We start from the raw sequence: 23,103 nt of genomic DNA on the forward strand, positions 1-23,103 counted from the left end.
AATTCTCCTACTGACGCCAGAGGCAGCTTCCGCTTTTCTCTACGATATCTAACCGGCTTTGATGTTCATCTAGTTCATCGGCTGTTGCCCTTAAAACCTTTAATAGTTTTCGTCCAGATTGTGCTCTGCGAATACTTTCGGCCCCACCATCTTGTTGACCAGCATTAAATTGCAGTGATGTTTGACCACCCGTCATTAATAAATAAACGTCGGCTAAAATCTCGGCATCGAGTAAAGCGCCGTGCAAAGTACGATGAGAATTATCAATTCCGTATCTTTCACATAAGATATCTAGGTTGTTTCGCTTACCTGGGAATATCTTCTTTGCCATCGCTAAGGTATCGGTCACTTCACAGAAGTCACTCGTTTTACCAATAGTTGGATCTAGCTTTTCAAACTCATAATCCATGAACCCTGTATCAAAGGGCGCGTTATGGGCGACAAGCTCAGCACCATCAATGAACTCCAGAAACTCTTTATGAACATCTCGGTACAGTGGTTTATCAATCAAAAATTCATCAGTAATACCGTGAACTCCAACCGCCTCATCTTGGATCATTCGATCGGGTTTCAAGTAAACGTGAAAGTGACGCCCTGTTAACCTTCGATTAATGATCTCAACGGCACCAATTTCAATGATTCGGTGACCAAGATAGTGCGGTCCACTCTCGGTATTCATACCGGTTGTTTCGGTATCGAGTACGATGATGCGCTTGTTTTTAGCGTCGGTTTGTCTTTCAGAATTGCTGCTGGTATTCATAAGGATAACTGTGTCAGACTATGCCAATAATGTGCTTAAGGTAATAGTATCAAATCATGACGAAACAAGTCGAAATTTTCACAGATGGGTCTTGTTTAGGTAACCCAGGACCAGGTGGCTATGGCGTTGTGCTTCGCTATAAAAAAGTCGAAAAGACGCTAGCGAAAGGCTATACCCTAACCACAAACAATCGCATGGAAATGCTTGCAGCGGTTGTAGGGCTTAAAGCCTTAAAAGAACCTTGTTCTGTTATTCTCACGACTGATAGCCAATATGTTCGCCAAGGGATCACACAGTGGATACATAACTGGAAGAAAAGAGACTGGAAAACCACCGACAAAAAGCCTGTAAAAAATGCCGATTTATGGAAGCAGCTTGATCAAGAAACAGCGCGACATAGCGTAGATTGGCGTTGGGTTAAAGGGCACGCTGGTCATCGAGAAAATGAAATGTGTGATGAATTGGCGAGAACCGCGGCAGAAAGCCCAACCGAAGAAGATATCGGCTATCAACCTGCTTAACTAGCAACTACAAATATCAGTTATCAGTAAGCCAGCATCGAATTTCAATTAAAGCCGCTAGTCGGCTTTTTTATGCTTTGTAGGGTGCTGAGTTTTTTCAGGTGATAAAGTCCCAGCATGCGCCGTACACCTCGTGGTCAAGCTTGCTCCTACGGGCGAAAAACGTCGCTTTAAGTGCCAGTGTGGTTTAATTGGTTTGATAGGATAAGTGCGTTTTCTCGCGACAATGAAGTACTGACTTCCGGCAGATGATGCCCAGTCACCAAGACTGTTCTCTAACCAAGTCCACACCGTTTGATATTTCTTCATCGGAAATAAAGCATAGCTATCACATTGGATTACTTGATAGTTAAGTACCCCTAGCCAGTCTTTCATTCGACTTGGCGTGTACATCCTTCCACTCCAAGGTAAGCTGTTTTTCCGCCATGGCATTAAGCTCGCTAAACCCGTTAAGCTAAACGGATTAAAGCCTGAGATAATCAGATAGCCATCATCCATCATCACTCGATCAACTTCTCGCAGTAATCTATGAGGGTCGTTGCTATAATCCAATTGATGACTGAGTACTACGACATCAAAACTTTTTTCTACAAAGGGCAAATTATAAACATCTGCAATCACATTATGTAATGGGTTCTGGATATCTAAATTTACTTGATGTTGAATGTTACAAGTGCAGCTAGAAAGCTCACTACTAAGTCCGCCGAGTTTGAGCATATGGTATCCAAATAGTTTTGGACACCATTCATCAAGTCTCATTTGAATAGATTCCCTTACCCATTCACCATTATGTAGTTGGGACCAAGTATAAGGGCGTTCAAATTTCTTTTGGCTACGCGCGGGCTTCATCAATAATCTGTCTCGCTTATTCTGTCTCACTAAAAGTGACTGGAGAACCAATAATGTTACATATCAAAAGCATACCTGCATTCAATGACAATTACATCTGGCTGATTGAAAATAGCGATCGCCGTTGTGCTGTCGTTGACCCAGGTGATGCAGCTCCAGTATTAGAGTATTTGCAACAACATGAGCTTACTTTAGATGCAATTCTAGTTACGCACCACCACCACGATCACATTGGCGGTGTTCCAGAGTTAGTAAGACAATATCCTGACATTGATGTCGTAGGTCCTAGAAATGAACCAATTCCAACATTGACTCACCCCGTTGAAGATGGTGACCAAATTAAACTGTTTGATGAGATTTTTCTTGTACTTGGTTTAAGTGGACATACTGCAGGGCACATTGGCTTTGTTGGCGACGCCAAGCTATTTTGTGGAGATGTATTATTCTCCGCTGGATGTGGTCGTATTTTTGAAGGGACTCCTCAGCAAATGTTTGACTCTCTGAATAAGATTGCAGCCTTACCTCAAGAAACAGAAGTATATTGCGCTCATGAGTATACCGCTAGCAATGTGGCTTTTGCTCTAGCCGTTGAACCTGATAATGATCTACTTCACCAGTATCGAGACAAAGTAAACCGCTTACGAGCCCAGAACCAATCCACACTTCCAACCACACTTAGACAAGAAAAGTGGATCAATCCATTCTTACGCTATACGCAACCAAGCGTTATAAAATCAGTATCTAACAGAACTCAAGAAACCGATCCAATCTCTGTTTTTACTGCATTACGTGAGTGGAAGAACGAATTTTAACGATTTGACACTTGTCACTCCTAGGGGGTGACAAGTATTATCAGCAGCCGTTTATTTAAAAGGCTGTATCATGCGAGTTAAGTACAGCTGGGCATTGGCGCTTCTGCTTTCTGGTTGCCAATTAACTCAGTCAGACAATCAACAACAAGATCCCGAACCAACCAATCAACCTACGCCTGATCACGTCGTCTCATCTGAAACAACGGCAGAGCCTGTTATTGAATCTAAAACTCATATACAAGCACCTGTTGTCACTCCGCAAGAACAACAAGATGTGTGGCAACGTATCGCTATGCAGTTGGAGCTAACGGTTCCAGATCATAAAAAAGTCGACTACTACCGAACCTGGTATCTTAAGCACCCAAATCACCTTCGCACAGTTTCGAAAAGAGCAGAACCATTTCTGTATCTAATTACCGAGAAAATTGAACAGCGTGACTTACCACTAGAGCTGGCTTTACTGCCTGTTGTAGAAAGCTCTTTTGATGCCTTTGCCTACTCTCACGGAAGTGCAGCAGGCCTGTGGCAGTTTATCCCTGGCACCGCTGAATGGTTTGGTCTTAAACAAGATTTTTGGTACGACGGACGTCGTGATGTCGATGCATCAACGGATGCGGCATTAGATTATCTGACTTACCTAAACAAACGTTTTGAAGGCAACTGGAATCACGCTATTGCTGCCTATAACAGCGGTGGTGGTCGAGTATCAAATGCAATCAAACGCAACAAGAAACAAGGGAAACCAACTGATTTCTTCTCCCTAGATTTACCGAAAGAAACCAGTAGCTATGTTCCTAAGCTTCTTGCTCTTGCTGACATAGTCGCCAACCAAGAAAAATACGGCTTAGAGATCCCTGCCATTGCAAACGAACCCGTTATTCAGTTAGTTAACCCTAATGAACAACTTGACCTCGCAATTGCAGCTAAGTACGCAAACATCACAGTGAAAGAGCTACAAGGGTTAAACCCTGCATATAACCAGTGGGCGACAGCGCCTGATGGACCTCATCAGCTATTGCTACCTATCGAGTCTATTGAGCGATTCAACCAACAAGTTGAAGAGAATCGCGGTAAAGGTATGAAGCTTGTTCGCTATAAAGTGCAATCGGGAGACAGCCTTAGCGTATTAGCAAACAAATACAATACCACCAGCAAAGTGATTCGTTCTGCCAATAATATGACCAACAACAATATCCGAATTGGTCAGTACCTTATGATTCCAGCATCAACCAGTAACGATAATGTTTATGCGTTAAGCGCCTCAAACCGCTTAACCGCTACACAATCAAAATCACGAGGGCAGTATAAGCTGACTCATACTGTTGAATCTGGTGATAATTTATGGACGATTGCCAGAAAGAATAAGGTGTCACATCAGTCTCTAGCAAAATGGAATGGAATGGGACCTCGCGATACATTACGTGTCGGTCAAGAACTGGTTATTTGGAAAAACGGCTCTGACGGCGCAATAATCCGCACCGTTTTTTACAATGTACGATCAGGAGACACCATCAGCGGAATTGCTTCAAAATTCAAAGTAAAAAGTGCTGACGTTGTTAAATGGAACAGTTTAAAAAATAAAAAATATCTGCAGCCAGGACAAAAACTGAAGCTGTATGTTGATGTAACTAAGGTAAGTGTATGAACCCTTCAAGTAACCCGCTCGTGATGTTGTTGGATATATTCCGCTCACCAACATCTTGTTTTTTAGCCCTTCATCAACGTGGATCTTGGGGATGGCAACCTTACATTGTATTAATACTGAGTCCATTTTTGTTTTGGGGCGCGTATTTCTCAAATGTCGATTTTGCTTGGTTAAGCGCTGAGTTATCTCACCAATTAAACCCAGAACAGCTAGCGCTTTTAGACAGTAACACTCTACTTGCCAGTGAAATTATCAGCGATGTCTTTGGCCGTACTCTTGCGGTTCTAATGCTTGCTTTTTGGTTTAACCTCGCGGCGAAACCAAGTGTGCACCAGCACGGTTACTGGAAGTGGTTTGCTGTATCTTCAGCAGTAATGTTTCCTGCTGTATTAGGTGATATTGCAAGCTACGCGAGCTTAATCCTCAAACACGGTAACGTTATGTATTACGCTGCTGATCTTAATAGTTTAAATGGTTTAATTAAGCTTCCATTGACCAACGACTGGTCTCAATTTGCAAGCTCACTGCCACTATTACTGCCTTGGTATATTGTGCTCGGTTATTCAGCAGTATTAACATGGACTGAATTTGAGCGCGGTCAAGCACTTGTTATCTCATCTTTACCTTGGGTTGGTTACTACTTGATCTGGGCTATTTATATTATTGTTTCTTGATCGAACCAATAAGTTAAATCAGTTAACTAATATGGTTTCTTAATCTATTTAGCGCCTTCAGTTTGGTTTGTACTAACAGAAAAAGTCACCTGTAATGGGTTATGGTCAGAAGCGTCCGAAACGGGCGCTTTTGTTTTTTGTACTTCGAGACCACTATAAAAGACATGGTCAAGCGGTAGTCCGGTAATAAATTGGGTTCGATTATCTGGCTCAAATGTCACCTCCTGTAACCCCACTTTCTTCAAGGCTGCTCTTAATACCGTAAATCTAGCTTCACTCCAACTGTTAAAGTCACCAGCAAAGATGATTGGTCCCTGATGTACTAATAACTGACTCGTCAGAACATCTAACTGTTCAAAATAGTCTTCTGTACCAAACGTAAAATTAACAGAGTGGATATTAACAACAGCCAATTCTTGCCCGTCACTCAGTTGATACAATGACCACAAAGCTGATTTAGGTAACTGTAACCAAGGTTCTTCATGCGTATAAGCACAAGCTTTAATTGGCAAGACTGATGAAAGGTTAAGCACACCAGCTTGAGTATTAAATACTTCAAAAGCATTCACTTGGCTCACTCCCCACTCTCTACTGCTAATGTAGTTTTTCAGCTCCTCACTCATGCTCGCTTCTTGTAATAATATCAACTGGCGACCTTCAGAAAGTTCTTCTAAAGCCTCCTGCCAGTTCTCTTTATTCTGTTTATAGATGTTCCATACTAATATCGACAAGCCATTCGAAACATCGAGGCGCTGGGGAGAAGAATGAGCAAAACAACTGTGCTCCGTTTTACCTATTTCATTAGATACAGCATCAGAAGCTCGGTTTGAATTTGAGTTCGAGTGAATGCTGGTATTCAGCTGAGCTTGGTAAGGAATGGTAAAAACAGCTTTGAAGGAAATAAAGCTGGCAAGGATAATAAGAGCAGATATACACGTTAATTTCTTGAACATAGAACGATCTACTTAGAAAGAAAAAGGAGCGATAAACGCTCCTTTCGATAATTCATTTTAAACAGCGTCTTCGTCTTCTTCACCAGTACGAATACGAACTACACGCTCAACTTCAGTAATGAAGATTTTTCCATCTCCGATTTTTCCAGTTTGAGCGGTTTCAATGATGGTATCCACACACTGATCAGCGACTTCATCTGTTACCACAATTTCTAATTTTACTTTCGGCAAAAAATCAACCATGTACTCAGCGCCACGATATAATTCTGTATGTCCTTTTTGACGTCCAAAGCCTTTAACTTCTGAAACTGTCATGCCTGTAATGCCAACTTCAGCTAACGCTTCACGTACGTCATCCAGCTTAAATGGCTTGATGATTGCTTCAATTTTTTTCATGTTCATCCCTTAAACTCTACGAATATGTCCATTATCGGATAGCTATACTAAACATTCAATCAAAAAAGCCAGAGCATAAAGGCTCTGGCTTCCAAAATAATTCATTAATCATAACGGCTTATATAACCATTACTTCTGCCTCTTAGGGCAAAATAAAGCAGAGTTACTTCAAACTTGAGTAATACGCCGCTAAATTGGCAATGTCAGCATCATTAAGCATAGAAGCCTGAGCTTGCATCACTACCGCTAAACCACCATTACGCTGCTTTGCTTTATAAGCATTCATAGAAGAAACTAAATATTGCTCATTCTGACCTTTAAGGTTTGGGTAACCAGGGATAACTGCAATACCGTCAGCGCCATGACATGCTGCACAAATAGCTGCTTTTGCTTGCCCTGCTGCAACATCACCAGCGGCTAGAGCGTTACCGCTTAATAAGCCTAAACCAAGAACTAATCCAAGAGTGATTTTTTTCATTGCTCATTCCATTATTTATTTTTATATAAGTTTAAGAGTAATTGTGACATAAATATAAGTCACTTACTCCAAAGAACCTCACAATCTTGACCTTGATATCTTTGGTCAACAAACACTCCAAGAACAGCAACGACATTTTCACCGTCCATAACAATTGGCGTTCGTCTTCTTAACCAACTCGGCACATTATATTCTTGGAATAGTTTCTTCATCTTACGACTATGATTACGCCCAACAGGGTGTGCGACTAAACCTTCAGGGTTAAATATTACCCGTAAGCATTCCACATTTTTCATTACATCAAGCGACAACATTCCAACGCTATTCATTTCATGCTCTGCAAACTTCTTTTCGTCAGTCTGTAAGCACATTGAACCGATACGCTCAGGCAATAAAATTAGTTCATTCAGCGAAATGGATTGAGACCAATTTGTGATGTCCTTTGCATTTTTTACTGCATATAGTCGCCCTGAATAACGTCGAATTTCAACGCTGTCCAATATAAGCCTAGGGTTAGCATCATGCTTTGCTTCTGCCACTTCATCCCAAATCAGTTGTAGTTGCTTTCTACTTGGCATGGTTAAACTTAATTTTGCCAGCCACATTCGAATTAAGCGCGCACGTAATAACTCCGTTTGATTTTTAAGAAACGTAATATCTAAGCTCTGATCTAAATGGTAAGCCTGAGAAAATTGTGAGGCTAAAAGCTCATCAAGCAATTGTTCTTGTTCAGCACACAGAAGTGCACTGCGTTGAACGGAAGCACTAAAGCTCGGCCACCTTTGTTGGAAGCGAGGAGAAATTTCATGACGTATAAAGTTTCTGTCGAATCGTAAATCAGTATTACTTTCATCCTCGACCCAGCTTAAACCTTGCTGATGAGCGAATGCTTCAATATCGGTACGTGAAGCTGACAAAAGAGGTCTCACTAAGAAAGCATCTCCAAAAGGCATTATTTGCGCCATTGAAGAAAGCCCTTTAGGTCCACTACCTCGCTTTAACGCTAGTAGAAACGTTTCGACCTGATCATCACTGTGCTGCCCTGTGAGAAGAAAGTCACCATTCTCAAGATATTGACTAAGTACTTGGTATCTCGCATCTCTCGCTAATTTTTCTAAGCTTTCTGATGAGCTTTGATCTAATGTCACTTTTTCTACAGCAAACGAAATACCTAATTGTTCACACCAGGTTGAACATTGCTGTGCCCATTCATCAGCATTGGCACTCAGACCGTGATGTACATGTACCGCAATCACTGCAATTGACGGAAACGTTTTTTGATATATCGAGCTCAACTCAAGCAACACTCTTGAATCAACACCGCCGCTAAAAGCAATAACAACGCGCTTTGGCTGATGATTAGCTAATTGCATTACTGAAGTGAATTTCTCAAACAAACTCGACATGGAACGCCCTAGAAGTGACTGAAATTAAAATTAAGAACAATTTTAATAATAAAAAAGGGTTGGCACTGAGTCCAACCCTTTCATTCTATCGCTAAATTATATTATTTCTTGATGACCAAAGTTACTTGATAACCAATGCTATTGATACTCAATGTTACTGATGACCAATAGACTTGGTGATCAGCAGTAACCGTAACTCATTAAGCGTTGGTAACGGCGTTCTAGTAACGCATCATTATCAAATTGCTCTAGCTCTGCTAGTTGTTTAACTAGTGTCGCTTTCATATTCTCAGCCATTTGAATCGGATCACGATGCGCACCACCTAAAGGCTCAGGGATGATTTCATCAATCAACTCTAATTCTTTTAAGCGCGGTGCAACTAGCCCCATAGCTTCAGCGGCTTGTGGCGCTTTATCAGAATCACGCCATAAGATTGAAGCACAACCTTCCGGAGAAATTACCGAGTAAGTAGAGTATTGAAGCATGTTTACGTAGTCACCAACACCAATTGCAAGTGCACCACCAGAACCGCCTTCACCAACAACGTTACAAATAACAGGCACAGTTAGACCGGCCATTACTTTTAAGTTCTTAGCAATTGCTTCTGATTGACCACGCTCTTCAGCATCAACACCAGGGTATGCACCAGCTGTATCGATAAACGTAATGATTGGCATTTTGAAACGCTCTGCCGTTTCCATTAAACGTAGAGCTTTACGGTAACCTTCTGGCTTCGGCATACCGAAATTACGTTTTACTTTTTCTTTCGTTTCACGACCTTTCTGGTGGCCAATAACCATCACAGGACGACCATCCAGACGAGCCATACCACCAACAATAGCTTTATCGTCAGCGAAAGCGCGGTCACCCGCAAGCTCTTCAAATTCAGTAAATGCGTGTTCTAGATAATCTAAAGTATATGGACGCTGTGGGTGACGAGCCAGTTGAGCGACTTGCCAAGCACCTAAGTCACTGAATACTTTTTGTTTAAGCTCTAAGCTTTTTTTCTCTAGTTGTGCGATTTCTTTGTCTAGATCTACCGCTGTGTCACCACCGTGACGAGAAACGTCGCGTAACGCTTCAATTTTTGCTTCAAGTTCAGCGATAGGCTTTTCAAATTCTAGAAAGTTCAGGCTCATCTATGAATCCTTGTTGATTCAGCTCTCAAGTAAGTGGAGCTAAATTTAGTTAAATTCGAGTTCTACTTGGCTATTTCCAAGCAGCTGTTTTAATTCATCTAGTAATGTATCACTTGGCGTTACACGCCATTCTGTGCCCAAAGTTAACCGCGCTCTAGCGTCGGCACGTTGGTAGTATACATTGACTGGGACTGTTCCGGCTCTATACGGTTCTAAGATTTGACCAAAGCGTTCAAAAAATTGCCCCGTAATTTGGGATTCTTCAATTGATATTGATAATCCTCGAGCGTATTTTTCGCGGGCGCTTCCTAAGTCCATCACATCGCGCGCGGACATTTTAAGGCCACCGTTGAAGTCATCAAAGCTGACCTGTCCAGAAACGACCACAATTTTGTCTTTTTCTAGTAATTCTGCGTACCTATCTAGGGCATCGGAGAATAACATGACTTCCATTCGACCTGATCGGTCATCTAACGTCATCAAACCAATACGAGTTCCACGCTTTGTCGTCATGACTCGCGCGGCAATCACTAAACCTGCGATGGTCAGTGATTGATCTCGTCTTGTTGGAGTTGCATCGTTTAAGCGGCAGCTCGTATATTTAGCTAATTCTTTAATATACGCATTAACTGGGTGACCCGTTAAATACAAGCCAAGCGTTTCACGCTCCCCTTCTAGCCATACTTTCTCTGGCCATTTAGGCACTTGCGTATATTTATGTTCCACTTCTTCAGGCGCGTCAGTTAACACACCAAACATATCTGATTGACCGAAAGATTCAGCATGATGATGCTGGCTCGCCGCTTTCACCGCATCTTTTAGTGATGCCATCATTGCAGCTCGGTGAGGACCTAATCTATCAAGCGCGCCCGAATAAATCAGCTTTTCTATCACACGCTTGTTAACTTTTTTCAAGTCAATGCGTGCACAGAAATCAAATAGGTCTTTAAAATACCCGCCTTTTTCTCTGGCTTCAATGATCGCTTCAATCGGACCTTCACCTACACCTTTGATCGCTCCAATACCGTAAACAATCGCCCCTTCTTCATCAACATTGAATCGATAAAGCCCCGAGTTAATATCTGGCGGAAGCAGCTTGAGCTTCATTCTGATACATTCATCAACTAAGCCGATGACTTTCTCAGTATTATCCATATCAGCCGTCATTACAGCAGCCATGAATTCAGCAGGGTAATGAGTTTTTAGCCATAATGTTTGGTATGAAACCAGTGCGTATGCGGCTGAGTGAGATTTATTGAAGCCGTAACCTGCGAACTTTTCTACTAAGTCGAAGATCTTCATCGACAGTTCGCCATCTACACCGTTAGCTACTGCACCATCTTTGAAAGTGCCACGCTGCTTTGCCATTTCTTCAGGCTTTTTCTTACCCATCGCACGGCGAAGCATATCTGCGCCACCTAGCGTATAACCCGCTAAGATCTGTGCAATTTGCATTACTTGTTCTTGGTATAGAATGATTCCGTATGTGGGATCCAATGTTTCTTTTAGTGATTCGTGTTGCCACGTTTCATCAGGGTAAGATACCGCTTCTCTACCATGTTTACGGTCGATAAAGTTATCTACCATGCCTGATTGCAGTGGACCAGGACGGAATAGGGCTACCAATGCGATAATATCTTCAAAACAGTCGGGTTGAAGACGCTTGATCAAGTCTTTCATACCGCGAGATTCCAGTTGGAATACCGCCGTAGTTTCAGAGTTTTGCAAAAGGTTAAACGACGCTTTATCATCCAGAGGAATCGAGTCTATCCGTATAGGATCTTTTCCTTCTTTCGCCAAGCGAGGGTTAACCAAACCTAGAGCCCAGTCGATGATGGTCAATGTACGTAAACCCAAGAAATCGAACTTAACCAAGCCCGCAGTTTCTACGTCATTTTTATCAAATTGGGTAACCGGGAAGTTGCCTTCTGCGTCGGCATAAATTGGGGCAAAATCAGTGATCGTGGTAGGTGAAATTACAACACCACCAGCATGTTTACCTGCATTTCGCGTACAGCCTTCTAGGATTCGGCACTTATCGATAAGTTCACGAACTTCTTCATCACCATCATAAAGCTCAGGTAATGCAGGTTCTGCTAGAAATGCTTTTTCTAGAGTCATACCAGGATCGGGCGGAACCAGTTTTGAAATACGGTCAACGAAACCAAATGGATGCCCTAGCACACGACCCACATCTCGGATTACCGCTTTTGCAGCCATAGTACCGAACGTGATGATCTGGGATACCGCATCTCGACCATACATTTCAGCAACGTGGTCAATAACTTGGTCACGTTTATCCATACAGAAATCGATATCGAAATCGGGCATAGATACACGTTCTGGGTTCAAGAAACGTTCGAATAGTAGATCGTATTCAAGTGGATCAAGGTCTGTGATATCAAGAGCATAAGCAACCAATGAACCAGCACCAGATCCTCGCCCAGGACCAACTGGTACATCATTATCTTTTGACCACTGGATGAATTCCATTACGATCAAGAAATAACCAGGGAACCCCATGTTATTGACAACTTCGAGTTCTATTTTTAGGCGATCGTCGTATTCTGGTCGGCGTTCTTCACGAACTTTTTCATCTGGGAATAAAAACGCTAAACGACGCTCTAAACCTTCTTCTGATTTCTTGATTAAGAAGTCTTCAATAGCCAAACCTTCGGTTGGAAAGTTTGGTAGAAAATATTCACCCAATCGAACTGTCACGTTACAGCGCTTAGCAATTTCAACACTATTTTCTAAAGCTTCAGGAATATCAGAAAACAGTTCACACATTTCTTCTTCAGTTCGAAGGTATTGCTGCGGGCTGTAGTTTTTAGGTCGGCGCGGATCAACAATGGTGTAACCATCATGAATCGCAACACGAATTTCATGCGCATCAAATAGGTCTTCCGTTAGAAAAACAACTTCATTGGTCGCAACAACAGGAAGCTCAACTTGTTCTGCAAGCTCTAAGGCAAAATGAAGATAAGACTCTTCATCAGGACGCCCCGTTCGGATTAATTCAAGATAAAAGCGATCAGCAAAGTGTGTTTGATAAAACTGAACACAGCTTTCAACCAATTCTTGGTTACCTTTTAGAAGTGCCTTACCAACTTCCCCCTCTTTAGCCCCAGATAAAATGATCAGCCCTTCAGCATTCTCTACCAGCCATTCTTTGTCGATGACAGGTTGATGCTGAACATGACCTCTCAAGTAGGCTTTAGAAATCAATAATGTAAGGTTGTTATAACCTTTATTATCGGTTGCTATTACTGTGAGTTTAGTCAGCTCATCACCAAATTCAGCGGATTGCATTAAGAAATCTGCACCAATGATTGGCTTAACCCCACACCCATGGGCAGTACCGTAAAACTTCACCAAACCGCAAAGGTTAGTGAAGTCGGTAAGAGCTAATGCTGGCATGCCCATTTCAGCGACTTTTTTAACAAGTGGTGGCACTTTAGAAAGGCCATCTACCATTGAAAAATCACTGTGTACGCGCAGGTGAACAAATTTCGGATCTGACATTATTATTCCTGAGTTCTAGACGTTATCGCCTAGGGTTCTAACTGGGTGTATTCTATTTTCTTACGCACTAGTTAAACAAGGTTAATCTAAACCTAAAATTCGCTTAACCGGTTTAAAACTTTTACGGTATTGCTCGGTTACGCCATACTTCTCAATCGCTTCAAAATGCGCTTTAGTCGGATAACCTTTATGCTTAGCAAAACCAAACTCCGGGTGCAGCTTGTCCAATTCTTCCATCTCTTGATCACGAACGACTTTCGCAATAATTGAAGCGGCACTGATTTCCGCAACTCTTAAATCGCCTTTCACGACTGCAATACCATCCATAGGTAAATCAGGGACTCTATTGCCATCAATTAGGGCAAGGTCTGGCTGAGTGGGTAACCCCGCTATCGCTCTTTGCATTGCAATCATAGTTGCCTGCAAAATATTCCATTCATCAATTTCTTGTGGAGAGCATCGCCCAATAGACCAAGCTAACGCCTTTTCTTTGATCTCAGGAAAAAGGGCAAGCCGCTTCTTCTCAGAAAGTTTCTTGGAGTCATTCAACCCTTCAATTGGGTTGTTTGGATCAAGAATAACAGCAGCAGTCACAACATCCCCGACCAGCGGACCTCTTCCAACTTCATCAATACCAGCAATTAGCTGATAACCTGATGGATATTCAAAAGGTGGAAGTTCTTTTTTTTCAGTAGCTGCCATTTTATTTCTCTATTAATTTTAGAACTGCATTCGCAGCTTGTTGGTCGGCATCTTTTTTGATCCATTGATGCATTTCAGTAAACTTAGCTATCAATTCAGAATTATCACTAGAAAGCACTTTATCCATTGCTGGATACAAGAAATCTGGGTGACACTCTTCTTGAATGAACTCTTTAACTAACTCTTCACCGGCTAGAACATTTGGAAGAGACACAAACTCTGTAATCGACAACTTTTGAGCGATCCAACCTGTGAGCTTATTAACTTGATAACCCACAACCATAGGGCGTTTGATCAGCATACATTCTAATGCAACCGTTCCTGATGCAAGCAATACTGCATCAGCTGCTGTGATGACATTACGCGCCGTATCTTCAACGATGACAAAATCTAATTCAGGGGCTGTTGCTCGCCAAATGTCTATAAACTGCTGTTTACGCTTTTCATTAACGGCTGCAACCACAAAACCTATTTCGGGATATTTTTGCTTAATGCGTTGGCAAGTCTCAATAAATGGCTTAGCAATTAATGCTACTTCACCACCTCGACTGCCTGGTAAAACAGCCAACCACTGTTTGTCAGTTTCTAACTGTAAGTATTCACGAGCTTGGTGTTTGTCCGACTGTAATGGAATCGCATCAGCCAATGTATGGCCAATAAACTCACATGCAACGTTATATTTGTCGTAGAAAGCCTTTTCAAAGGGTAAAAATGCAAGAACCAGATCCGTTGCTTTATCAATTTTGAAAATTCGCTTCGGACGCCAAGCCCAAACAGAAGGACTCACATAATGAACCGTCTTTATACCCGCATTTTTCAAATCTAATTCAAGTCTCAGATTAAAATCAGGAGCATCGATACCAACAAAAACATCTGGTGGGTTTTGAGTAAAATACTTAACCAGTTCGGCTTTAACTTTCAGCAGCCTAGGCAATCGACCTAATACCTCAACTAACCCCATAACAGCTAACTCTTCCATATCAAAAAGAGAGTCGCAGCCTAACGCATTCATTTTAGGACCACCGATACCAACAAACTCTGCGTTAGAGTATTTGGATTTGATCGCTTTGATGAAACCTTCACCTAGGGTATCACCAGAAAGTTCACCCACGACGATACCAACTCTTATTGGTCTAGAGTCTACATTGACGTCTGCAGATAATGTTTGAGACTGCTTTTGGGACAGTGACGGCTGTTGAGATTGTGGTAGCTGTTCGGTCATTATTCTTCCTAATTTCATCCAAGCTTAAAACAAAAAAGATCGCTCAATAGTAGGCGATCTTTTCTTTACTCCAATTCAAATCGCTATCGAATAATACCGCGTTCTGAATTTTCAAGCATATCCAACATAGGGGTAATTGAAGGAAATTCTACTGCCATCTCAGTAAGAGTAACCTTAGCTTCCTCTAAAGTTTTACTTGAACGGTAAAGCTCTTTATACGCTTTTTGAAGTGCTCGGATTTCTGGTTTCTCAAACCCGTTACGCTTCAAGCCCACTAGGTTAAGACCAAACGGCGCTGCATGGTTACCCTGCGCAAGCACGTACGGCAGTACATCTTGAACAACCGCAGAACAACCGCCAATGTACGCATAAGCGCCAATTGAACAAAACGGGTGAATCGCAGAAAGAGCCATAACACCAGCGTAATCACCAACTGTAACGTGACCACCAAGGATAGCGTTGTTACCAATGTGAGTGTGGTTACCAACGATAACATCATGCGCTACGTGAGCATTTACACAAAGTAAGTTGTCGTCACCAATCACTGTGGTTGCTTTGTCTTGAGTCGTACCACGGTGGATCTGTACCGCTTCTCGAATAACGTTACGGTCTCCAATCACTACCGTTGTTTCTTCGCCACCGTACTTTTTATCTTGGTTTTCTTCGCCGATGACCGCATTAGGGAAAATTCGGTTCTCTTTACCAATCGTAGTATGACCTTTGATTACAACATGTGACATCACTTCTGTGTCGTCACCAATCGTTACATTACCCGCAATATAAGTAAATGGACCTACAGACACATTAGCACCAATAGTCACATTACCTTCAATTACGGCTGCTGGATGAATTTTTGCGGTTTCATGAATCATATTAAAACTCTCTACGAGCACACTTAAGTTCAGCTGAACACACCACGTCGCCGTCAACTTTGGCAACACCAGTAAATGAAGCAATACCACGTCGTTCTTTCAAAAATTCAACTTCAATCACTAGCTGGTCACCAGGAACAACAGGCTTGCGGAATTTAGCTTTATCGACACTCGCAAAATAGTACAGTTCATTTTCAGATGGTGCACCAAACGATTTAAATGCCAACAAACCAGTCGCTTGAGCCATTGCTTCTAAAATTAGAACACCTGGGAATACTGGTAATTGTGGGAAATGGCCAGTGAATTGAGGCTCATTCACAGAGACATTCTTAATAGCTGTTAGCGTTTTAGCTTCATCGAAGTTAGTCACACGATCAATCATTAAGAATGGGTAGCGATGAGGAAGTAGCTCCTGAATTTCAGTAATATTCATCGTTTTCTGTTCAGTAGTCAAAGTCGTATTCCTATTTGGATTCTTTATTCAATTATGGGGATTATAAACGAAAAAGGCCCGCCTTTCGCGAGCCTTTTATTAGAAAATGGAATTATGATTCCACATTCTTTTCGATTTGCTTTTCGACAGTTTTTAAACGCTTGTTCATTTCATCAATACGATGAACGTGAACCGCTGTCTTGCGCCAATCTTTATTGGATTGCAATGGAATACCTGAGGAGTACATACCTTTTTCAGTAATACTGCGCATCACCATTCCCATTCCGGTAATTGTGACTCCATCAGTGATTTCAATGTGTCCATTAATCACACAACCACCACCAACTATGCAGTATTTACCTAGGCTTGTACTGCCAGCAATAATAGTACCACCCGCTATCGCTGAACCATATCCGATGTGCACGTTATGGGCAATTTGAAGTTGGTTATCGAGAATAACGTTATCTTCGATAATTGTGTCATCCAGAGCGCCACGGTCTATCGTAGTACACGCGCCAATCTCAACTCGATTACCTACTTGAACAGAACCGACTTGTGGGATCTTAATCCACTCGCCTTTTTCATTCGCATAGCCAAAGCCATCAGATCCGATAACAGTACTAGATTGAACCAAACAAGCTTCACCTAAAACAACATCATGATAGATACTGACGTTTGCCCAAAGCTTAGTCCCCGCCCCAACCTTTGCATTCTTGCCAATGAAACACCCAGCTCCAATAACAACGTTATCGCCAAGTACAGCGCCAGTTTCAATCACAGCATTAGCGCCAATTGAAACATTAGTACCTATGGTGGCAGTGCTTGCAATAACGGCAGAGTCTGCAATTTCACAAGCGGGAGCCGGCGTTGTGTCCATAACTTGTGACACCTTTGCAAAAGCAATATAAGGGTCAGCAACAACGATTGCGTTACTCGAACACAGCTCTAATTCTGTAGACTTAACCATTACGGCTGATGCATTACAGCTCTCTAAATGCTTACTGTATTTCGCATTAGAAAGGAATGTAATATCCCCTTCTTTTGCTTTATCCATTGGAGCGATTGCTGAGATAATCGCATCACCATCACCGTGAAGTTCACCACCAGTGATTGTTGCTATTTCGGCTAAAGTCAGATTTTTCATAAATTATTTCAGTGCTTTAATTACTTTTTCAGAGATATTGTATTCAGGTTTGCCGTACTGCATTGCTTGAATATCAACAACAAGATCGTAGCCTTCTTTCTCAGCTACTTTTTGTACAGCATCTTGAATCACTTTAAACAGTTTTTGCTTTTCTTGAGCTTCGCGGCGTTGGCTCGCTTTCTCTAAAGCCTGAGCTTTAATTTTATACTTGCTGTCTAGTTGACCAATTTCGATACGAAGTTTTTCCACTTCATCAGGACCGAGTAGCTCGCCATCACGCTTCAGCTTTTCAATTTTAGTTTTAGCTTCTACTTGAATGCTTTGAAGCTCTGCTGCTTTGTCTTTAAATTCTTCCTGCATTTTCTGAAGAACAACGTCACGCTGAGGCAAAGCTTGAAATACTTGAGCAGTGTTAACGTATCCGACTTTTTGTGCAGCTTCTGCAGCTGTTGCAAAGAAAGATGAACTCAGTACTACAAGACCTAAGCCTGCTGCTTTAATCATTTTATTCAAAATATTGTCCTTTAAATTTTAGAAAGTTCTACCAATGGTGAATGTAAAGAATTCTTCATCATCACCTTCGTAAATTTTTGTTGGTTTAGCAATTGAGAATACAAGTGGTCCCATTGGTGACATCCACTGTAAAGCCGCACCATATGAAGCTCGATAATTCGTTGGGTCTGAGTAGTCGTAATAGTACTGACCACCTGATGTTATCTGGTTGCTGCTCTGATAATTAAACTCAGTATCCCAAACACTCGCCATATCGAAGAAGACACTGGTTCTGATTTGGCTACGTGCTTCGTCAGAAGCAAATGGTGTTGGAACAATAAGTTCTAAACTTGCTAACGCTACTGCGTTACCACCAACAGAGTCATCAGTTACCGATGTATGGTTAGGGTTATTACCGCCGCCATCAGCATACACAGCTTTAGGACCAGCTGAGTTCGAACCGAAACCACGTAAAGTTGTAAAGCCACCTGCGTAGTAGTTCTCATAGAATGGGAACAAGTTGTCGTTACCATCGGTTTGACCATAACCATTACCGTAGCCTAAACGACCACGCATCAACAGAGTGAATTCATGCTTTTTCGTCAGAGGAATGTAATGTTTTACATCATACTGCGCTTTAAAATATTGAACGTCTGAACTTGGTACCGTCATTTTAAAGAATGCACGCTGGTGGTTACCAGCCGTTGGGAAAAAGCCACGGTTTAAGTTATTACGAGTCCATGAAATATTCGCATCAAAGTCATTCACCAAAATATTTTCGTCACCATACTGACCAATACTTTTCGCAAATTGTTCAACTTGAATATAAGTAGGAACATTACCAATTTTGTTATGCGTATAACCAACACCAAGGTCAATACGGTTCAACTCATCCATAGGGAAACCCCATGTCAGACTGGCACCATAACTTTCGTTGGTATAGTCAACAATACCCGCTTCAGAAGCTTCAAATGTATTGTAGAAAATCTTACCACCAAGACTTACACCATCCAGAGTCCAGTACGGGTCTCGATAATCCAAGCTTACATTTTTCTGGTAGTCATTCATCATCGCACTGATACCAACACGGTCACCAGAGCCTGCAAAGTTATCCTGCTGTAAACCAACTTGGAAACTCACACCCGACTCAGTACCGTAGCCGACACCAAAGTTCACACTGCCAGAGTTTGCTTCTTTAACGTTGTAAACCAAGTCGACTTGGTCTTCACTTCCGGGCACTCGAACCGTTTGTACATCAACTGTTTCAAAGAAACCTAAACGATTCAAACGACCTTTACCGGTATCAATAGCTTTCGAGTTTAACCAACTGCCTTCCATTTGACGCATTTCACGGCGCAAAACTTCATCTTTGGTTGAATTGTTTCCTGAGAAACGAATATCGCGAACATAGATACGACTTCCAGCTTCAACATTGATGACAAGCGATACTTCATTTGTTTCATCGTCAAACTCAGGAATAGTACGAACTTGAGGGTATGCATAGCCAGACTCACCAAGAACTCGCTTCACGTCTTCTTCTAAGCTTGTCACTCTAGAGCCGTTATAGGTATCACCATCTTCAAATGGGACCAGAGCTTTAAAATCGTCTTCACGCCCAATTAACTCACCACGAAAAGAGACATCCTTGACCGTATAAGCTTCGCCTTCATCAAGCCCTAGGGTAATGTATACGCCCTTTTTATCTGGCGAGATAGCAACTTGAGTTGAATCAACTTTAAACTTCAAATAACCGCGATCTAGGTAGTAAGACTTTAGAGCCTCAATATCACCAGCTAGTACTTGCTTCTGATATTTTTCATCCGCTAGGAAGTTCCACCAAGCAACATCTACATTTAAGTTAAAGCGACCGAGTAAATCAGCATCGGAATAAACTTCATTACCAATGAAGTTTATTTGCTGAATTTTTGCAGATACACCTTCAGTAAAAATGAATTTCAAATCAGAACGATTACGAGGAAGAGGTGTGACAACCGCTTTTACCGTAGCATTGTACTTACCAACACTGTAATAAAAGTCCTCTAGACCTTTTTCAATGTTACTCAATGTTGTTCGGTCTAGAGCCTCACCTTCGCGAACACCTGACGCATCAAGGTTCTGCTGAAGCTGCTCTTCTTTAATTGCTTTATTACCTGAAAATGAAATGCTAGCAATTGTCGGACGCTCTTTAACTTGAACAATTAAAGCCCCTTCATCGCGCAATACTTTTACATCTTCAAAGTTACCAGAGGCATATAATGCTCGAATAATTTCAGACACATCATTCGGGCTTAATTCATCACCAATACGAACTGGCATTTTCAATAAAGCAGCACCTAAAGCAACACGCTGTAAGCCTTCAATTTGAATATCTTGAACTACAAAGTTTTGTGAACCGTTCGCAGCGACGCTTGTGGCCAAGAGGCTTGCGAACAGGATTTTCTTAATCGCCATACTTATTCTAATTATTCCTTGCTACTACTAAAACCTGTGAGAAACCATTCACAGACGAGTAAAATCGTTAAATATTGCTAGAGCCATAAGTGAGAAAATAATCGCACCTCCCAGTCGATATCCCATTTCCTGAATTTTTTCAGGGACAGGTTTACGAGTGATTGCTTCAATAGCGAAAAAGAGTAAATGCCCACCATCTAACATAGGCAGTGGAACTAAATTTATAATACCTAAATTGACACTAATTAAGGCTAAGAAACCTAAAAAGTACACCAACCCATACTCAGCAGTAGTACCAGCGCCTTTAGCAATTGAAATCGGGCCGCTCAAATTATTGAGACCAACATCACCCACAATCAATTTTTTCAACATGCTCGCGGTCAGCCCAATGACTTGCCCTGTTTTATCTATCGCTTTACCTATAGATTCAATTACACCAAATTGTAATTCAAAGCGATAATTTTCAGGCCACTCTGCGACTTCAGGAGCAATGCCAGCATAACCAATACTTGTACCGTCTGCAGCGTTACGACTCTTTGGAGTCAAAGTCAGTTCGACTTCATAACCGCTTCGTAATACAACCACTTGCAGAGTGTTGTTGGGATTTGAACGAATAAGCTCAACAACGGATTGCCAGCGCTCAATCTTCTGCCCATCAATTGCGACGATGTTATCTCCCGCCTCAAAACCAGCTTGCTTTGCTGCGCCATCCTCAATTATTTGAGCTAACACAGTCGATATTTCTGGGGTGTAAGGTAAAAACCCTAATGACCCCATAGCGGATTCAGTCTCTGGATTAAACTTCCACTCAGAGGTATCAACCACTATATGCTGCTCTACACCAATATTATCAGGCGTGGTGACAGTCATTGCTATTGATTCGTCACCGATATGAGAAATCAAACCCATATTTACAGATTCCCAATCAGCGGTTTTGATTCCTGAAATGGATTTAAGTTCCATTCCCGTTTCAATTCCTGACTGCGCCGCAATAGACTGAGGCGTCACTTCGCCGATAACGGGCTTTACCGCAGGAATGCCAATAAGGAAAACAAGCCAGTAAGCAAAAATAGCAAAAATAAAATTAAATGCAGGTCCCGCGGCAACGATTGAGCTTCGCTTCCATAAAGGTTTTTTATCAAAGGCATATTGATGCTGGTCAGCAGGAATATCATCGACCCGGCTGTCTAGCATTTTCACATATCCACCTAAAGGGATAATAGAAAGGCTATATTCAGTGCCGTCACGCCCAACCTTGCTCCAAATTGATTTACCAAAACCAATTGAGAATTTTTCAACTTTTACACCACAACGCCTAGCTACCCAAAAATGGCCATATTCATGTACGGCAACCAGAATACCCAGAGCGACTATAAAGGAGGCAAAGTTCCACAAAACTCCTGTCATGATAGATTCTCTTCAATAAATTTAACGGCAAATTTACGCGCTATATTATCTAGCTCTATCAAGCTTTCCAAGCTATCTAACTCATCAGGGCTATATTGTTCGCAGACTTTGTTCATTACATGCTCATTGATCATGGCAATCTGTGTGAATTTAATTGTAGAGCTCAAAAAAGCATCAACTGCAACTTCATTGGCTGCATTAATTGCAGTTGTAGCATGCTGCCCCTTGTAGCAAGCATCTATTGCCAGTTTTAGGCAAGGATAACGAGCAAAGTCAGGTTCAAGAAAAGTTAGCTCACCCACTTTTGTAAAGTCTAAAGCTTGAACTCCAGCTTCAATTCTATCAGGGTAAGACAGAGATAAGGCAATAGGCGTCGCCATATCAGGCTCTCCCATCTGCGCAAGTACAGAGCCATCTTTATATTGAACCATGGAGTGGATAACTGACTGCGGATGAATAATGACTTTTAGCTGTTCTTCAGAAGCGTTAAATAACCACTTAGCCTCGATAAACTCTAAGCCTTTGTTCATCATGGTTGCGGAGTCTACAGATATCTTGGGGCCCATAGACCAGTTAGGGTGAGCAATAGCTTGTTCTGGGGTGACGGTATCGAGCTCTTTCACTTCGGCATATCGAAAAGGACCACCAGATCCCGTCAGCAAAATATGATTGACGCCATGAGCTTTAAGATCACAACGACCTAAGTTCGTCTGAACCTTCTCATTTAAGCACTGGAAAATTGCGTTATGTTCACTATCAACTGGTAGAAGTTCTGCTCCATATTGTTTAACGGCATCAATAAAAAGCTGACCAGACATGACCAAAGCTTCTTTATTTGCAAGTAATACGCGCTTACCAGCCTTTACTGCCGCCATTGTAGGAAGTAACCCAGCAGCTCCAACAATTGCAGCCATAACGGTATCGGCTTCTTCAAGAGAAGCAATCTGACACATCCCTTCAGGCCCTGAAAGAACAATAATATCAAGGTTATTTGACTTAAGCGTATCGGCTAGCTTGCTAGCGGCTTCAGGACAAGCCATAGCGACATACTTAGGCTTCCATCTGTCGATCAATTCGATCATCTTCTCGACATTGGAGCCAGCTGCTAAACCAATTACTGAATATTGCTGAGGATTTTGTTCAACAACTTTTAATGTACTCGTTCCTATAGAACCAGTAGCGCCAAGAATCGTTATATATCGCATTGCGTATGACCGTTGA

General features: G+C 41.9%; 21 protein-coding genes. 4 read left to right on the top strand and 17 right to left on the bottom strand.

Going from position 1 to position 23,103, the window contains the following annotated elements; translation table 11 throughout:
- Positions 1 to 7: 7 nt before the first annotated feature.
- Positions 8 to 760: a DNA polymerase III subunit epsilon gene (gene dnaQ / locus F0226_RS16990; protein ID WP_171736761.1), complete on the bottom strand. Its 753-nt coding sequence runs from the start codon at positions 758 to 760 to the stop codon at positions 8 to 10.
- 56 nt (positions 761 to 816) lie between these two features.
- On the opposite strand from dnaQ, the gene rnhA reads away from it, so the two are divergent.
- Positions 817 to 1,281 carry a ribonuclease HI gene (gene rnhA, locus F0226_RS16995; RefSeq protein ID WP_171736762.1) on the top strand — a complete coding sequence of 155 codons (465 nt, stop codon included), beginning with the start codon at positions 817 to 819 and terminating at the stop codon, positions 1,279 to 1,281.
- A 57-nt stretch (positions 1,282 to 1,338) separates the two neighbouring features.
- On the opposite strand, the gene F0226_RS17000 is transcribed toward rnhA, so the two are convergent.
- The gene (locus F0226_RS17000; protein ID WP_171736763.1) at positions 1,339 to 2,130 is read right to left on the bottom strand and encodes a class I SAM-dependent methyltransferase; all 792 of its coding nucleotides are present in this window, start codon (positions 2,128 to 2,130) and stop codon (positions 1,339 to 1,341) included.
- A 53-nt stretch (positions 2,131 to 2,183) separates the two neighbouring features.
- On the opposite strand from F0226_RS17000, the gene gloB reads away from it, so the two are divergent.
- The 3 genes from gloB (at position 2,184) to F0226_RS17015 (ending at position 5,261) form a co-directional block, all read left to right on the top strand.
- A complete protein-coding gene (gene gloB / locus F0226_RS17005; protein WP_171736764.1) occupies positions 2,184 to 2,942 on the top strand; it encodes a hydroxyacylglutathione hydrolase in 759 nt (252 codons plus the stop codon).
- Positions 2,943 to 3,012: 70 nt separating this feature from the next.
- A complete protein-coding gene (locus tag F0226_RS17010; RefSeq protein WP_171736765.1) occupies positions 3,013 to 4,587 on the top strand; it encodes a LysM peptidoglycan-binding domain-containing protein in 1,575 nt (524 codons plus the stop codon).
- Positions 4,584 to 5,261, top strand: coding sequence for a YIP1 family protein (locus F0226_RS17015; RefSeq protein ID WP_171736766.1), 678 nt, complete (start codon positions 4,584 to 4,586; stop codon positions 5,259 to 5,261). Before F0226_RS17010 ends, F0226_RS17015 begins: the two co-directional genes overlap by 4 nt.
- A gap of 44 nt (positions 5,262 to 5,305) precedes the next feature.
- Here F0226_RS17015 and F0226_RS17020 read toward each other — a convergent pair whose 3' ends face one another.
- The 15 genes from F0226_RS17020 to ispC all read right to left on the bottom strand — a co-directional run bounded on the left by F0226_RS17020 (position 5,306) and on the right by ispC (position 23,087).
- The gene (locus F0226_RS17020; protein ID WP_171736767.1) at positions 5,306 to 6,214 is read right to left on the bottom strand and encodes an endonuclease/exonuclease/phosphatase family protein; all 909 of its coding nucleotides are present in this window, start codon (positions 6,212 to 6,214) and stop codon (positions 5,306 to 5,308) included.
- A gap of 57 nt (positions 6,215 to 6,271) precedes the next feature.
- Positions 6,272 to 6,610, bottom strand: a complete 339-nt coding sequence (gene glnB / locus F0226_RS17025) for a nitrogen regulatory protein P-II (protein WP_017063373.1) — start codon at positions 6,608 to 6,610, stop codon at positions 6,272 to 6,274.
- 163 nt (positions 6,611 to 6,773) lie between these two features.
- Positions 6,774 to 7,088, bottom strand: coding sequence for a cytochrome c (locus F0226_RS17030; RefSeq protein WP_171736768.1), 315 nt, complete (start codon positions 7,086 to 7,088; stop codon positions 6,774 to 6,776).
- Positions 7,089 to 7,147: 59 nt separating this feature from the next.
- Positions 7,148 to 8,494 (bottom strand): tRNA lysidine(34) synthetase TilS, encoded by a 1,347-nt coding sequence (tilS, locus tag F0226_RS17035; protein WP_171736769.1) that lies wholly within the window; start codon positions 8,492 to 8,494, stop codon positions 7,148 to 7,150.
- Positions 8,495 to 8,674: 180 nt separating this feature from the next.
- Positions 8,675 to 9,634 carry an acetyl-CoA carboxylase carboxyl transferase subunit alpha gene (gene accA, locus F0226_RS17040; RefSeq protein ID WP_171736770.1) on the bottom strand — a complete coding sequence of 320 codons (960 nt, stop codon included), beginning with the start codon at positions 9,632 to 9,634 and terminating at the stop codon, positions 8,675 to 8,677.
- A 45-nt stretch (positions 9,635 to 9,679) separates the two neighbouring features.
- Complete coding sequence (dnaE, locus tag F0226_RS17045) at positions 9,680 to 13,159, bottom strand: DNA polymerase III subunit alpha (RefSeq protein WP_171736771.1); 3,480 nt, start codon at positions 13,157 to 13,159, stop codon at positions 9,680 to 9,682.
- Positions 13,160 to 13,240: 81 nt separating this feature from the next.
- Complete coding sequence (gene rnhB / locus F0226_RS17050) at positions 13,241 to 13,861, bottom strand: ribonuclease HII (protein WP_171736772.1); 621 nt, start codon at positions 13,859 to 13,861, stop codon at positions 13,241 to 13,243.
- 1 nt (position 13,862) lies between these two features.
- Positions 13,863 to 15,047, bottom strand: a complete 1,185-nt coding sequence (gene lpxB, locus F0226_RS17055; protein WP_171736788.1) for a lipid-A-disaccharide synthase — start codon at positions 15,045 to 15,047, stop codon at positions 13,863 to 13,865.
- A gap of 119 nt (positions 15,048 to 15,166) precedes the next feature.
- Positions 15,167 to 15,955, bottom strand: coding sequence for an acyl-ACP--UDP-N-acetylglucosamine O-acyltransferase (gene lpxA / locus F0226_RS17060; protein ID WP_171736773.1), 789 nt, complete (start codon positions 15,953 to 15,955; stop codon positions 15,167 to 15,169).
- Position 15,956: 1 nt separating this feature from the next.
- Complete coding sequence (gene fabZ / locus F0226_RS17065; RefSeq protein WP_137373566.1) at positions 15,957 to 16,409, bottom strand: 3-hydroxyacyl-ACP dehydratase FabZ; 453 nt, start codon at positions 16,407 to 16,409, stop codon at positions 15,957 to 15,959.
- A gap of 91 nt (positions 16,410 to 16,500) precedes the next feature.
- A complete protein-coding gene (gene lpxD / locus F0226_RS17070; RefSeq protein ID WP_171736774.1) occupies positions 16,501 to 17,532 on the bottom strand; it encodes a UDP-3-O-(3-hydroxymyristoyl)glucosamine N-acyltransferase in 1,032 nt (343 codons plus the stop codon).
- A gap of 3 nt (positions 17,533 to 17,535) precedes the next feature.
- Positions 17,536 to 18,036, bottom strand: a complete 501-nt coding sequence (locus tag F0226_RS17075) for an OmpH family outer membrane protein (RefSeq protein WP_171736789.1) — start codon at positions 18,034 to 18,036, stop codon at positions 17,536 to 17,538.
- A 27-nt stretch (positions 18,037 to 18,063) separates the two neighbouring features.
- The gene (gene bamA, locus F0226_RS17080) at positions 18,064 to 20,475 is read right to left on the bottom strand and encodes an outer membrane protein assembly factor BamA (RefSeq protein WP_171736775.1); all 2,412 of its coding nucleotides are present in this window, start codon (positions 20,473 to 20,475) and stop codon (positions 18,064 to 18,066) included.
- Between the two features lie 48 nt (positions 20,476 to 20,523).
- Positions 20,524 to 21,882, bottom strand: a complete 1,359-nt coding sequence (gene rseP / locus F0226_RS17085; RefSeq protein ID WP_171736776.1) for a sigma E protease regulator RseP — start codon at positions 21,880 to 21,882, stop codon at positions 20,524 to 20,526.
- A complete protein-coding gene (ispC, locus tag F0226_RS17090; RefSeq protein ID WP_171736777.1) occupies positions 21,879 to 23,087 on the bottom strand; it encodes a 1-deoxy-D-xylulose-5-phosphate reductoisomerase in 1,209 nt (402 codons plus the stop codon). Before ispC ends, rseP begins: the two co-directional genes overlap by 4 nt.
- Positions 23,088 to 23,103 lie beyond the last annotated feature (16 nt).

Source organism: Vibrio sp. 99-70-13A1 (assembly GCF_013114625.1).
GTDB lineage: Bacteria > Pseudomonadota > Gammaproteobacteria > Enterobacterales > Vibrionaceae > Vibrio.